Origin of the sequence: Novosphingobium sp. NPDC080210 (assembly GCF_050281025.1) — a bacterium.
Classification (GTDB): Bacteria; Pseudomonadota; Alphaproteobacteria; order Sphingomonadales; family Sphingomonadaceae; genus Novosphingobium.
Genome location: NZ_JBNNWL010000004.1, coordinates 219312 through 231565, shown reverse-complemented (window position 1 = coordinate 231565; position 12254 = coordinate 219312). Strand labels below are relative to the sequence as shown.

General features: G+C 62.1%; 18 protein-coding genes. 1 reads left to right on the top strand and 17 read right to left on the bottom strand.

Translation table 11 applies throughout. From position 1 onward, the window contains the following. Positions 1–73 precede the first annotated feature (73 nt). The 12 genes from ACQKOE_RS12900 to ACQKOE_RS12845 are packed head-to-tail and all read right to left on the bottom strand — an operon-like array spanning position 74 to position 8627. Positions 74–490 carry a hypothetical protein gene (locus ACQKOE_RS12900; RefSeq protein ID WP_427513146.1) on the bottom strand — a complete coding sequence of 139 codons (417 nt, stop codon included), beginning with the start codon at positions 488–490 and terminating at the stop codon, positions 74–76. Positions 491–517: 27 nt separating this feature from the next. After that, positions 518–979: a hypothetical protein gene (locus tag ACQKOE_RS12895; protein ID WP_427513145.1), complete on the bottom strand. Its 462-nt coding sequence runs from the start codon at positions 977–979 to the stop codon at positions 518–520. A 27-nt stretch (positions 980–1006) separates the two neighbouring features. After that, positions 1007–1411, bottom strand: a complete 405-nt coding sequence (gp17, locus tag ACQKOE_RS12890) for a tail completion protein gp17 (protein WP_427513144.1) — start codon at positions 1409–1411, stop codon at positions 1007–1009. Next, positions 1408–1971 carry an HK97-gp10 family putative phage morphogenesis protein gene (locus ACQKOE_RS12885; RefSeq protein ID WP_427513143.1) on the bottom strand — a complete coding sequence of 188 codons (564 nt, stop codon included), beginning with the start codon at positions 1969–1971 and terminating at the stop codon, positions 1408–1410. Before ACQKOE_RS12885 ends, gp17 begins: the two co-directional genes overlap by 4 nt. After that, a complete protein-coding gene (locus ACQKOE_RS12880; protein ID WP_427513142.1) occupies positions 1968–2321 on the bottom strand; it encodes a phage head closure protein in 354 nt (117 codons plus the stop codon). The genes ACQKOE_RS12885 and ACQKOE_RS12880 overlap by 4 nt, the downstream gene beginning before the upstream one ends. Next, positions 2306–2848, bottom strand: a complete 543-nt coding sequence (locus tag ACQKOE_RS12875) for a head-tail connector protein (RefSeq protein WP_427513141.1) — start codon at positions 2846–2848, stop codon at positions 2306–2308. Before ACQKOE_RS12875 ends, ACQKOE_RS12880 begins: the two co-directional genes overlap by 16 nt. Then, positions 2848–3105 (bottom strand): hypothetical protein, encoded by a 258-nt coding sequence (locus ACQKOE_RS12870; RefSeq protein WP_427513140.1) that lies wholly within the window; start codon positions 3103–3105, stop codon positions 2848–2850. The genes ACQKOE_RS12875 and ACQKOE_RS12870 overlap by 1 nt, the downstream gene beginning before the upstream one ends. Positions 3106–3163: 58 nt before the next feature. Then, positions 3164–4495: a phage major capsid protein gene (locus ACQKOE_RS12865; protein WP_427513139.1), complete on the bottom strand. Its 1332-nt coding sequence runs from the start codon at positions 4493–4495 to the stop codon at positions 3164–3166. Between the two features lie 26 nt (positions 4496–4521). Further along, on the bottom strand, positions 4522–5148 hold the full coding sequence (locus ACQKOE_RS12860; RefSeq protein WP_427513138.1) for an HK97 family phage prohead protease: 627 nt from the start codon (positions 5146–5148) through the stop codon (positions 4522–4524). Beyond that, positions 5145–6395 (bottom strand): phage portal protein, encoded by a 1251-nt coding sequence (locus ACQKOE_RS12855; protein ID WP_427513137.1) that lies wholly within the window; start codon positions 6393–6395, stop codon positions 5145–5147. Before ACQKOE_RS12855 ends, ACQKOE_RS12860 begins: the two co-directional genes overlap by 4 nt. Continuing rightward, on the bottom strand, positions 6392–8113 hold the full coding sequence (locus ACQKOE_RS12850) for a terminase large subunit (RefSeq protein ID WP_427513136.1): 1722 nt from the start codon (positions 8111–8113) through the stop codon (positions 6392–6394). The genes ACQKOE_RS12855 and ACQKOE_RS12850 overlap by 4 nt, the downstream gene beginning before the upstream one ends. Positions 8114–8144: 31 nt before the next feature. Then, a complete protein-coding gene (locus ACQKOE_RS12845) occupies positions 8145–8627 on the bottom strand; it encodes a phage terminase small subunit P27 family (RefSeq protein WP_427513135.1) in 483 nt (160 codons plus the stop codon). A gap of 86 nt (positions 8628–8713) precedes the next feature. Between ACQKOE_RS12845 and ACQKOE_RS12840 the strand changes: the two genes are divergently transcribed. Next, positions 8714–9130: a thermonuclease family protein gene (locus ACQKOE_RS12840; RefSeq protein ID WP_427513134.1), complete on the top strand. Its 417-nt coding sequence runs from the start codon at positions 8714–8716 to the stop codon at positions 9128–9130. Here ACQKOE_RS12840 and ACQKOE_RS12835 read toward each other — a convergent pair. The 5 genes from ACQKOE_RS12835 to ACQKOE_RS12815 all read right to left on the bottom strand — a co-directional run bounded on the left by ACQKOE_RS12835 (position 9075) and on the right by ACQKOE_RS12815 (position 12238). Continuing rightward, positions 9075–10364, bottom strand: coding sequence for a site-specific DNA-methyltransferase (locus tag ACQKOE_RS12835; RefSeq protein ID WP_427513133.1), 1290 nt, complete (start codon positions 10362–10364; stop codon positions 9075–9077). The genes ACQKOE_RS12840 and ACQKOE_RS12835 overlap by 56 nt on opposite strands. 98 nt (positions 10365–10462) lie before the next feature. Then, positions 10463–10675: a hypothetical protein gene (locus tag ACQKOE_RS12830; RefSeq protein WP_427513132.1), complete on the bottom strand. Its 213-nt coding sequence runs from the start codon at positions 10673–10675 to the stop codon at positions 10463–10465. After that, the gene (locus ACQKOE_RS12825; RefSeq protein ID WP_427513131.1) at positions 10672–11034 is read right to left on the bottom strand and encodes a hypothetical protein; all 363 of its coding nucleotides are present in this window, start codon (positions 11032–11034) and stop codon (positions 10672–10674) included. Before ACQKOE_RS12825 ends, ACQKOE_RS12830 begins: the two co-directional genes overlap by 4 nt. A gap of 162 nt (positions 11035–11196) precedes the next feature. After that, positions 11197–11691: an HNH endonuclease gene (locus ACQKOE_RS12820; RefSeq protein WP_427513130.1), complete on the bottom strand. Its 495-nt coding sequence runs from the start codon at positions 11689–11691 to the stop codon at positions 11197–11199. A 280-nt stretch (positions 11692–11971) separates the two neighbouring features. Next, positions 11972–12238, bottom strand: a complete 267-nt coding sequence (locus ACQKOE_RS12815) for an HNH endonuclease (RefSeq protein ID WP_427513129.1) — start codon at positions 12236–12238, stop codon at positions 11972–11974. Positions 12239–12254: the final 16 nt, after the last annotated feature.

Here is a 12254-nt window from a genome sequence, read left to right as displayed (position 1 = left end):
TCCGGCTTGGTATGCTTGTTGGAGCGCGGCTTGGGCGCCGTGCCGAGCCACGCCAGTTGGCGGACGTAAAGGCTCAGCTCTCGGCCGAGCTCTTCGTAAAATTTGCCCAGTCGTTGATGTGGGCGGCAACTTGCGTCGCAATGAACCCGATCGATGGATCGGCATAGGCCTTGCGGAACAGTTCTTGGCCTTCGAGCCCATCAGCGGGCGGATAGGTAAATCCGTTGAAGCTGACCGTGCAGGCAGCGAGGAAATCAGACTGTTCGGCGAGCTTTTCCTCGGCCGATTGGTCCATCTTCCCACGCTTCTTGATCTTGTCCATCAGCTGGTTCTGCTGACGGGCCTGCGCGCGCTGGTAGACCTTCGAGCCCGGTCCATAGACCGTGATCGAGAGGCGTTTGCCCTTTTCATCGAAAAGCGGGGCATCGTCGCCGCCGACCAGTTCGAGGGTCGAGGTGTCGGTCGCGGCAAGTGTGGTGATGTCAAACATGGGATATCTCCGTCAGGGTGTCAGGGATCAGGGAGCGAGAACTTCAACGATGCCCACACCGGCGGAATTGGTGGTGAGCTCGAGTGCCACCGTAGCGGTCGTGATCTGATCGACCGAACCCACGTTGACCTTGAAGCTCATGACCTGCGCCTGGAAGTAGTACTTGTCGCCGTTCTGGGTGGTGACGAGGAAGCTGTGATCGGCATCCGAGATCGAGGCGGATTTCAGCAGGATCTGGCCAGCATCATCAGTGTCGAGACCAAGCTGGATCTGCATCGTGCCCTGGTTAAAGCTGCCCTTCTTCTTGACGACGCCGCGGCTGCCGACTGGGTTAAAGGTCACAAGATTGAACTCGCGGCCGAACTCACCGAGGTCGGAGACTTCGCCGACCGTCGTCATGGTCAGCGCATTATATCCGGTGGCATCAAAGGTCGCAGGGGTAGAGGCCGACACCTTCAGAGTGGTGCCAGCGGAAGTCCGAACGGTCATAGTCTAGGTCCTTGTGAAGGTGAGGCCTCAACGCGCCTCGTTGAATGCAACGCGGAAATCTTGGCTTTGCATGTGGATGCCGGTCTCCTCGTCGAGGAAGTCAGGCCCGGCGGAATCGGTGTGCACGGTGACGTCGGTAAGCCCGTCGATTGCAGGCATCTGGTCGGCGGCAGCCCTGCGGATGGCGGCAAGAATGGACTTGGTTTCGGGATAGGTGCGCGCCAGCACAGTCACCTGGACCCGCTCGGTGACCCGGCGCTTTGAGCCCGGTGCGGGGATATTGCGATCAACGCTGCTGACCGAGATCAGCGAGATTGCTGGGAGCTCTGTGCCTTGCGGCAGGCTACCAGCCGCGATCCTTGCCTCCGTGACGAGCGCCGTCAGCCCGGTGTCGGCCACCAGGAGCGAGCGGACGACAATGACCCCGTTCATTCGTCATCGACCTCAAGGGTCGGGGCACGAAGATCGCCAATCTGGACGCGGTGGGCGATGTAAGCGCCCATTGCATTGACGGCTTCTTCCGCCTTCTGGTCGAGCGCCGGGCGCAGAAACGGCCTAGGTGCGTGCCCGGGGTGCATGACGACGGGCCCGACGAAGTTCTCGCCGATCTTGAGGCTGCCGCGCTTCAGCATCTTGTTCATCGTGCCTATCGAGACCGCACGAGGGCCATGCCGGGTCTGACGCACCGGCTTGTCGGCCTCGGACACCGAGATCAGGTGGGGCGCAACGCCATATTCGACGAAGAGGCCGAGATAAGAGCCGCTCCCGCGCAGTTTGACGTAGGACGAGAGCTTCGATCCGTCGGTTCGGGTGCCGATCCCTATCGCTTTCTTGAGCTTGCCGGTGCGAACTGGGACATTGGCCTTGGCCTGCTGCTGAATGACCTTGGCCCCGGCCCGCAGACCGCCGCGGATAACGTTGCGCTCGAGGTTTTTGGGCAGTTCATCGAGCAGACGCAGCAGTTCGGGACCGCCCTTGAGCCTGATGGTCATAGCGCCGCTCCTTCCGTTGAGAGTTCTTCGGCTATGATCTCCATGGCCTCTCGGCGCCCCAGCATTGCCGGGCCGGAAATGATCTGGTGGGTGCGATTATCGATGATGATCCGCATGTCTGCGGCCAATCCCGGAAGATACCGGATGCGGATGCGGGTCGGACGGCGGCCGATCTGGATACTGTCGGCGAGACGCTCGGCCCGAGAGGGCAGAATGTCCTTCACTTCGGCCCAGACGCAGGCAAATTCGGCCCAGGTAACCTGCTCGGTGCCGTATTGTGGGTCTTGACTTACCACCTTGCGCTCGATGCGGATCCGGGTGTCTAACTTAGAGGCTAGATCCAGCGGCATTGGAGCTGACCCACCAGCGTATCGAAGGCGAGACAGGGCGCTCCTTCACGGTTTTCAAACATTGATGCGGTTTTGACGAGGATTGCAGCACGGGCGATCTGGAGATCGGGGTCGGTATCGGCAAGCCCGGCCGACAAAGTGATGCGGATCAAGCCGTCATCAGCCAATTGAGGCCACACTTTGCCAGAAGCCGGACGGATACGGGTGAACCCATTGCGCCGCCGGGCAACATAATCGCCTTCGGGCAGGGTTACCTCCACGCCATTTGCCGCTGTGTAACGGATCTCGGCAACAGTCACCGGTCGGACCGGGACGATGATCTCCTGCGGCCAGCCTTCCAGCAGCAGTTCGAGGGTCTGCTGACAAAGCTTGAGCCCGGTCAGCAGTTCCAGTTCGGCCTGGGCAGCATCGAGCTTCGCGCCCAGCAGCAGATCCTCGTCGCGTCCATCAAGACGCAATTGCTGGCGTGCTTCCTCGAGCGTCACGGCTCGGTCCTGAGGGGGCTCGAGCGTGACGATCTCGGACATTAGCCGACCTTGGTGCGCGTGTTGGCGCCGGCGTTGTTGGCAATCGGCGGCTGTTCGGCTGCTTCATTGGTTTCCGGGGCATCAGGCTCAGGAGCCGGTTCAGCCTTGGCGGTCGGGGGCCCATCAACTTCGATGGCAAGACCGCGCTCAATCAGGCTTTTACCCGCAAGGTCATCGATCTCGAAGTGCTGACCGGTGGTTATGTTTTCCGAGCTCACCGAGCTCACGTGAATGGTATCGAGTGCCTGCAAATGCATGGGCTTTCTCCTTGGCAAGTTGGAAGGGCTGACCCTGAGGCCAGCCCTTCACCATTCATCAGACCTTGGTCGCCGCCGTTGCCGCCGCCGTGAAGTCACCCTTCACGAAGGCCTCTGGGCGGTAGACCGCGAGCGCGAGACGCTCTTCGGCAAGCACCGTGACCAGGTTCTTGCGGAAATTCTGGTCATCCTCGGTCGAGATCTCGACTACAGCATCCATGCGGTCAAAGATCTGCGCGCCAAGCTGGAAGGCACCGGTCAGGAACTTGCCCGTCGCCATTGACTGGGTCGACACCACCGGCTGACCCCAGAGCGTGGGCGTGATCGTCCCTTGCGGGTTGCCCACGATGAACTGGCCTTGGCCGTCCTTGAGGAGCTCGATCGCAGCCCAGTCTGCCGGGTGCAGCACCACTCCGGTGGACATGAGTTCGGACAGCGCGGTCTGAAGCATGGCAAGACGCAGCACATCGATCCGGGTCACCGTCGCCGGGATGGTTATCGGCGGGGTGAACGCGGTTGCCTGCGTGTAAATGCCTGCCAGATCCGTGCCCGTGCCGCTGCCATTAAGCAGCTGGTTTTCTTCAACCAGTGCCAGACCGTAGCGCAGGCGACCGTCGATATAGGACTGGAGCATCGGCACATCGTCGAGGATCTGGCGGGTCGCCAGAACCCAGTGGGCGATGGTGGTGACGTTGCTGGTCAGAACATCAAACTTGATGTCGGACTGCGGTTTGGCCGGGCCCGTGGTTTCCGAAACGGTCGCGGCCGAATTGGCGTAGCCCGTTTCCTTGACGTACTGCACCGAATTGCTGGCCGTCCGCCCCGGGGTCAGCAGATCACGCACCGTCAGACGGCGCTGGCCGGGCATGATAATGCCAGGGGCGCGGTCAGGGACAATAAGGTCGCCGGCCGAACCATTAGCATCGGTGGTGAGCGCAGAAATGATCGCTTTCACCTCCACGCTGGCGCGGCCTCGAACCGTGTTGTTGCCAAGGAAGGCCTTGATGGATTCATCAGCCACGACCTGTTCGCCGATGGTCTTGAACTCCGGCAGGGCATCGTCGGCCACGCGGCGGGCAAGCTTCTGCTCGACTTCATCGAGCCGGGCCTTGGCTTCATTGAGCGCAGTCAGCGCTTCGTCTGCCAGTTCCTTGGTGGCGTTGGAGAGGTCTTCGCCGCGCTGCGCTTTGCCCAGCGCTTCTTCGGCAAGAGCCTTCACCTTGTCGTGCTTGCCCTCGAGATCGGATTTGATCTCGTCGTGGCGGGCATCGAGAATACCGCGCAGTTCAGAGTGCTTGGCATCAAGGGTCGATTTGACTTCACCAAGGCGCGCATCGAGCACGCCTTTCACTTCGCCGGCAAGCTGCTCGGCGGTCTTCTGATCGCTCATGATAGTTGTCCTGTGTGGGAGTGGGTTCAGGTGCGAAGCTGCGCCTGCAAAGCCGACAGGAAGTCGGAAGGGGTGCTGCCAGACTCACTCCGGAACAGCGGCGCCAAGCCTTTGCCCGCGATTGCGGTGGCCTGGCTTTTCGAGAACCCTGCCTCACGCAGGAAATTCTCAAATTCGGGCAAGGTCGGGAGCCGTCCATCCTCGACGATCGATTTGACGCTGGTAATGACCGCGCGCTCGTTCATCGGGATGGTGACAAGGCTCACTTCGTAAAGGGCAAGTTCGAGCAGTTGCCGGGTCTTGCCGACCAGCTGCTCACGAATGGTCCGGTAGCCAATCGAGAGGCCGCCGATCGCACCGTCGCGCACTAGGGCATGGGCTTCCTGGCCAGCGCGGGAAGACAGAGAGATCTGGCCTTTGACGACGAGGCCGTCGCGGCTTTCGGCAAAGTCGGTCCAGACGCCTGCCGGGCGGGTCTGGTCGTGATACATCAGCATCGGCACCGACTTGCGGCCTTTAAGGGACCGGGCGAGCGCGCCGGGCACAATGACATCGCCGCCTGCATCGACATTGCCGTAACCAGCCGCGAGCCCCTCGATCTGTCCGTCTTCCGTGACGGCCTTGGTGTCGAGGACGAAATCGAGATGGTTCATGGGGTAGCTCCGGGATCTGCAGGCGGCAGCGCAGGCAGAACGCTCGTGCCGGCCTGCGTAATGGGCACATTCTGCATCTGCATTCGGGGGACATCGCCGCCTTCGACAGGTGGCAGGTTTTCTAGGGCGCGAACCTCGTTGATGGTCATTACGCCATTGGACAGCATCTGCTGGTAGAAGGAGGCACGCGCGCTGCTGTCGCCGCGAAGCAGGCCTTCGAGGTTAAATTCAATGACGAGGCCAGCCTGACGGTCAGCCGGGGAGAGCAGCTGTTTCGCCAATGCCTGCTCGATGCGTTTGAGCCGCCGACGCAACGTGAACTTCTGAAACCCCAGCGTCTGCTGCTCGAGGCCGGTTCCCCAGCTGGTCGTCTTCTCCGTGTGACCTACCATGAAAGGCGGCACACCAAAGAAGCGGCAGACTTCCTCGACCGAGAAAGCCCGGCTTTGCAGCATCTGGGCATCTTCCGGGCTGATCGAGAGCTGGACCCAGTCCATCCCGCGATCGAGCAGCATGGGCCGCCCGGCATTGATCGCGCCGGCAAACTTCTCCTGCAGCAGTTCCTCGGCCATCTTCCGCTGGTCGAGGGTAAGCGTGTCGGCGGTCTTTAAAAGACCCGAGGGCCGCACCCCGTTGCGGAACGTGTCCCCCGAGGCCCGCTCGATCGCTTGGGCGAGCCCGAAGGTTTGCCGGCCAAACGAGAGGGTCGAGAGCCCGCCCAGCGGATTGCCGCCGAAGCCCCGGATGTGAAGCATGTTGTCTTGGCCGACCACCGACCGGACGCCGTTGTCCGACCACTCATACTCGAGGCTGCCGTCGCGCAGACGGCGCACTGTCATCAGTTCCGGCGCGATCGGCACACTCAACGCCACTACCCGGCCGTTGCTACCGCGGATGATCTCGGCATAGGCGTTGCCGTTGAGCTCAATGCAGGCGCAGATGAACTCCCAGAAATCGACCGCGGTCTGGTCGGCATTGGGGCTGTCGTGCAGGATGCGGTAGAGCGGATGGTCAGTCGCGACCGTCCGCGCGCCACCTCGGGTCCGGTAGACCATGAGCGGCAGCGAAGCGATCGTGCCGGCCAGCAGGTTGATGCAGGCCCAGGCGGACGCGAGCCCTAGGACCGAGCTGGTCGAGACCACTTCGCCGGTGGTGGTTGTGCGACCGCCTACCGCCTGCACCAGCCGAGGATCGGTGAGGCCGATGGAGCGCGCGATGTAGCCGAGCGCCTTTTGAAAGAGGTTCATGACGTGAGGCTCTTCAGCCAGTCGTCAATGGAGCCGCTGGTGTCGCCCGCCATTGCCGCCCCCACTGCCATGCACAGCGCGACGGCTGCGTCGATCTTGTTGATGGCCCGCTGCTTGGAGAGCCACTTGTTGTCCCAGCGATCGGTCTCGGTGACCGCCGACATCATTGCGGAAATGAGGACTGGATTGCGCTTCAGGCGGATGCGGCCCTCAAGGATCAGTTCTTCCAGGTGCCGGAGCGAACCCGGCATCCACAGACCTTCGGTCAGTTCGCTTGCTGGTTTGGCCCGCTTGGTGCCTCCCTGTGGGTGCTCGACAAAGGTCAGATCGAGCCCAAGTTCAGCAACTTCTTCCTCGAACCGGCGAAAGGCGTAGCGGTCGTATGCGACCGCCTCGACCCGGTAGTCCGAAGCCATCTCGGCCAGAGCCTGCGCCACATGGCGAAAGCTGATGTTCTCGCCGGCTGGCGCGTTCAGAAACCCGTCGGCGACCCAGAGGTCGTAAGGCTGTTTATCCCGCAAGCTACGGGCAGCGAGAGTGTCGCCCGGCGTCCAGACTTCCACCCAGGCATCAAAGCAGGGTTTGCCATCCTTCTCTCCGTTTTTCTGAACTGCCGCGAGTGCGGTCAAATCCCGGTTCTGACTTAGATCGAGACCTAGCCAGACGGGCTGGCCATGCTTCGGCTCGAACTCCGCCAGCAGCGGCTCGAGCGTTGCCCGCGCCATCCAGGCGGTTTCGGCATCAGTCCAGACGCAGAAGTGGAGCCGCAAAATCCCGTTGAGCTGTCCCGGGATTGCCTTGGCCTGGGCTACGACTTCGCTGAGGTACTGCTCGGTGATCGTAACGCCCAGCAGCGGGTTCGCCTTGATCCAGCAGCTGGGGTCAGTCAGCGGATCGTCACCCTCGTCGAGTGCGCAGACGTAGCTGAACGTGGTGTCGTCGATGACCTGACCCAGAAAGGTCGGGTCGGTCACCGCATCGGGATTGCCAGCCGCCACCCGAATGGCGTGTTCGTGTTCCTCCCATGCGACGGAATTGCGGTCCGAGCCCGAGTTGGTGATCATGAACAGCAGCGGATCACGGCGAAACTTGAAGCCGCGTTCCAGCATCTCGATGATCGAGCGGTCGGGCAGCTCGTGGACCTCGTCCGCCAGCACAAAGTAGGGCCGCGGGCCCGAACCCGTCTTTCCCGTATCGCGCGACACCGGGCGAAAGAAGCTGCCGCTCGCCAGATGCGCGATATTAAACTCGCGCCCTGGCCCGCCCGAGAAGTTGAGCCTCCGGTCCAAGGCCGGCGATTGCCGCACCATCTTGACCGCGTCACGGAACAGGATGTTCGCCTGCTCCTTCTTGGCGGCCGCCGCGTAGATCTGGGCGCCTGCCTCCTTGCAGGCCGTCATCCCATAGATGCCGATGCCGCCGGCGATGGGTGATTTGCCGTTACCTTTGCCTTGCTCGATGTAAGCCCGGCGGAACCGGCGCCTGCCATCCTTGCGTTTCCAGCCGAACAATGAGCCAATGATGAAAGCCTGGCTCGGCTGGAGCTCGAAGGGTTGCCCCTCGAACTGGCCTTCAGAAAGCTTCAGCACCTCCTCGAAAAAGGCAAAGGCGTGATCGGCCGCATCGTGGTCGAACCAGATACCGTCCTTGCGCTTCAGGTCGGCGATGTGCCGACGGCAGGCATTCCGAACATGTGGCCCGGCAACAATCTCGCCCAACACCACGGCCTCGGCATAAGCCAGCGTGCGGTCAGGCGAAAAACCGGTCGGCGGGGTCGCCGCTTTCTTGCGGCGGCTCGGCCGAGATCCTGCTCCTGGCACTGGGCGTCATCCCGAATTCTGCGGCGTAGCGCATCATGTCCGCCGCCGCCTTGTTGGCGGTCCCCACCAGAGGATTCTGGATCGCGTTGCCGTTCGATGTCTTGATCATGAGACCGCCGGTCAGCTGGTCCTTCTCGGCCATCTTCGCGATGGCGCGTTCAGCCTGGACCCAGCGGCCATAGGCCATTGCGTAGGCGGCTAGCGCCGCTCGGTCGATCTCGGAGAGGATCCCAAGGTTGAAGAGCTCGGTTGCTACCCGGCTCCATTCCTCGACCGCATCGGCGGTGAGATGGGCCGGCGGCGCCGGGATCGCTGCCTTGGTCTTGGCCTCCTTGCGGTTCAGTGTCCTCTTGCCTGGATTACCCGTGACCAGCTTCAGATGGGTCGGCTTGGGTTTCGTTCCGGGTTTCATGGCCGAGCGCCTTCCTCTATGTCTCGCGCCTGACCGGTTCCAAGCCTCCCAAATCCGAGGACAAGACGATATTTGAATTTCTGATCATGGCCGTTGCCGCAGTGATTGCACCGCAAGGGACGACGTTTACTTGCACGCCGACCCGGGTCTGGGACGGCGATGGGCCGGTCTGGTGCGCCGAAGGTCCGCGTATCCGCCTGTCCGGCATCGCTGCGCGTGAAAGCGACGGTAGCTGCAGATCCAATCAGCCATGCCCGCGTGCCTCAGCGGAAGAAGCTCGAGATGCGCTGGTCAGGCTGATCGGCCGCCCGGTTGGCGTGTCGCGTGAAGGGCATATTCTGGTAAGCGGTCCGGCAATGGAGTGCCGCTCTGAAGGCGGTGCCGGTGGGGCACGAACTGCGGCTTGGTGCGTGTCGCCGAAATCTGGCGATATCTCTTGCGCGATGGTCAGGGGTGGCTGGGCTCTGAGATGGGATCGGTACTGGCGGGGTCATCGCTGCTGACGATCCCAGCTATTTCATTGAAGGTCCGGCCATCGCCTTCGAGGGTAGCAGTCTTGCCGGTAAAATCTTGCCAGCGCTTAACGGCGACATCGATGTAAGCGGGGTTAAGCTCGATGGCATGCACTGCGCGGCCGGTCATCTCGCCGGCGATGATAGTGGTGCCCGAACCAGAGAAAGGCTCATAGACCGCTTGGCCTGGGCTGGAGTTGTTCTCGATCGGGCGCTTCATGCACTCGACCGGCTTTTGCGTTCCGTGACCCGTCTCGTTCTTCTTGGGCTTGGCGATATGCCAGACGGTCGTCTGCTTGCGGTCGCCGGCCCAGTGACCCTTTGCGCCCTTTTTCACAGCATACCAGCAGGGCTCGTGCTCCCAATGATAATCGCCGCGCGAGAGGACCAACTGGCCCTTGTCCCAGATGATCTGGGAGCGCAGATGAAGATCGCAGGCGGCGAGGCTTTCGCCCACAACACCGGCGAACAGGCCTGCATGCCAGACATAGGCAACGTCGCCCGGGAACAATGCCCAGGCCTCGCGCCAGTCAGCCTTGTCGTCGTTCAGCACCTTGCCCTTGGCGGTGCCGGAAGCGGCGACGCCAGCCTTCTCACGCCAGGCCGGGTCGTATTCAACGCCGTAGGGCGGATCGGTCACCATCAGGTGGGGCGAGACGCCGTTAAGCGCCTTTGCGACGGTGTCAGCATCGGTGCTGTCGCCGCAGACCAGCCGGTGCTTACCGAGCAGCCAGACGTCGCCAGGCTTAGCGATGGGGTTGATCGGCGCCTCCGGGATCTCGTCGGGATCGGTATTGCCTTCCGTTTTCTCGGCCAGCAGCTTCGACAGCTCGTCATCCGAGAACCCAGTCAGCAGCAGATCGAAGTCGAAGCCCTGCAAATCGCCAAGTTCAACCGCGAGCAGTTCGAGGTCCCATCCAGCGTTCAGCGCCAGCTTGTTATCCGCGATGACGTAGGCCTTCTTCTGGGCTTCACTCCAGCCCTTGGCGACCATGGTCGGGATCTGGGTCAAGCCCAGCTTTCGCGCAGCAAGCAGACGGCCATGACCAGCGATCAGGCCGCCATCTTCATCGACGAGGATCGGATTGGTCCAGCCCCATTCGCGGATTGAGGCCGCGATCTGGGCGACCTGCTCATCCGAGTGCGTGCGGGAGTTGCGCGCATAGGGCGTGATCTTCTCTATCGGCCAGAGCTCGCTGCTCTGGGCCGGCCAGTCCTGAACCATAGATGTCCTTGAAGCGGTTTCGGCCGCGGTAGCCTTATGGCTCGCGGCGCTTGGTCAGATTGTCGGATCAGGTGGAACCCCGGGCTATCGCCCGAGCGTCAGATCAGTTCTAGCTCAGTGAGCACCTTGGCAGTGTCGAGCAGCTGATCGGTCCGGACCGTGATCTCGATGGTGAAGCTATCGGCGGTCGCGCTGGCGTAAACACCGCCATCGTAAAGTTCCTGTTCGATCGTTTCGATCACCGTGACGATCCGGCTGCGATCGAAGTTTTCGGGTAGCGTGCGGATCGCAAGGCGGATCTTGCTGGTCATGCCGCCTGCGCCTGCAGGCTGAAATAGAGCACGAAGCCCTTTAGGTAGGGCAGCCCCTTGGGCATCGCGATCTCGCGGCTAGTCTCCCTGTTGATGGTCCAACCCATCCAGCGGGTGATCACCGCTTCGATCGCTGCCCTCAGGTCGAGACCGGCGTGAACCCCGTTATGCACGTCATCAGCGAAGTGGCGGCCATGGCGGCTATCAAGAAAATCCCGAACTCCCTCGGCCGTGCCTTCGGTTGCCGCAAGGACTGCCGGGAAGGCAATCGCCCATGCTTTAGTCGCATCCGCAAAGCCGCTGGCGGTCCCATAAAAGCCCCAGGCTTCGTTGGCGGTCGGAAGGGTCGGGGTCGTCATCTGCATCGCTCCGTGTTCGTGAAGCGACTACCGCTCTGTTCGGAGACGATAGCAACTCAAATAGACCGAATTCTGAGACTTTCCGGTTTCTGACCCCCGGTCGCTAACTCGCGGTTGCGTGAATTTTGGCCCAGGCGCGGTGTCCGCCTGGCAGGTGCCAAACTATGCGATCCCCCCCGAACCTCGGTGCACCCAGACGCGCTGGGGTTCGGCCCATCCGGGCGGCAGCGCATCTCCCTTGTCCAGATTGCAGGAGCGGTGGGCGCAGGCGACGTTGTCGTAAGTATGCGACCCGCCAGCAGACAACGGGATGATATGATCAAGTTCAGGAGCGTTCCAGCGCATTGTACCACGCAGTTCCCGAGGTGCGTCCTCGCCGCAGATGTGGCAGGTCCATCCGTCGCGCTCCATGACCGCAATAGGATTGATCGCTTCGGACTGCGCACCATAGGATTTCGCGCGGGCAACGCCCTTGGTGACGCGTTTGAAATGGCGATTGGCGCAAAATTCCGAACAGAAGTTGCGCCGCTTGTCTCCGTACGCCGGCAGGAACTTGCTTCCGCACTCCTGACAGGCACGTTCTGCCTTTTGTGCGGCTTTGCTGCGCGCCGAGCACTGGTGGGAGCAAAATTTCGCACTTGCCTGCGCTTCGAACACTCCGCCGCATTCAATGCACTTGCGTTGGCGCCTGGCCTTCCTGATTTCGGCAAGGCGAGCCAGCCTGTCCGCTCGTGAGGCAGAGCGCTCACGCCGCATCATCTCAAACCCACAGGCCCGAGAGCAGCACCGTCCACTGTCCCGCGACTTGCGGATCCGTCTTGCGATTGGCTGCGAACAGATCTGACACAAAGGGACCGGGCCCGCCGAAGCGAGTTGCGCCATGGCGGCCTCCCTGTCTGTCTCAGAGTTGGTCCCGCGTTATGCGCGGGAACTAGGATCAGCCGATCGGCCATCCGTCGGGGCCCACGGTGACGGTCTTGCGTTTGCCGAATTGTTCGGCAGTCCGCTTCGCATGGCACTCGGCACACAGGCAGCGGATGTTGCTGTCCTCGTCCAATCCGCCATGGGCCAGCGGCACGATGTGATCAGGTACGGTCGCCTCGCGGACAATCCCGAAGGAGGCGCAATCGCGACAGAGTGGCTCAGCCCTTAATCGGCGCAGACGCTGCGCAACGCCCTGGCGTCCCCGAAGTCGTTCAGCCATCGCGCAACGCCTGCAA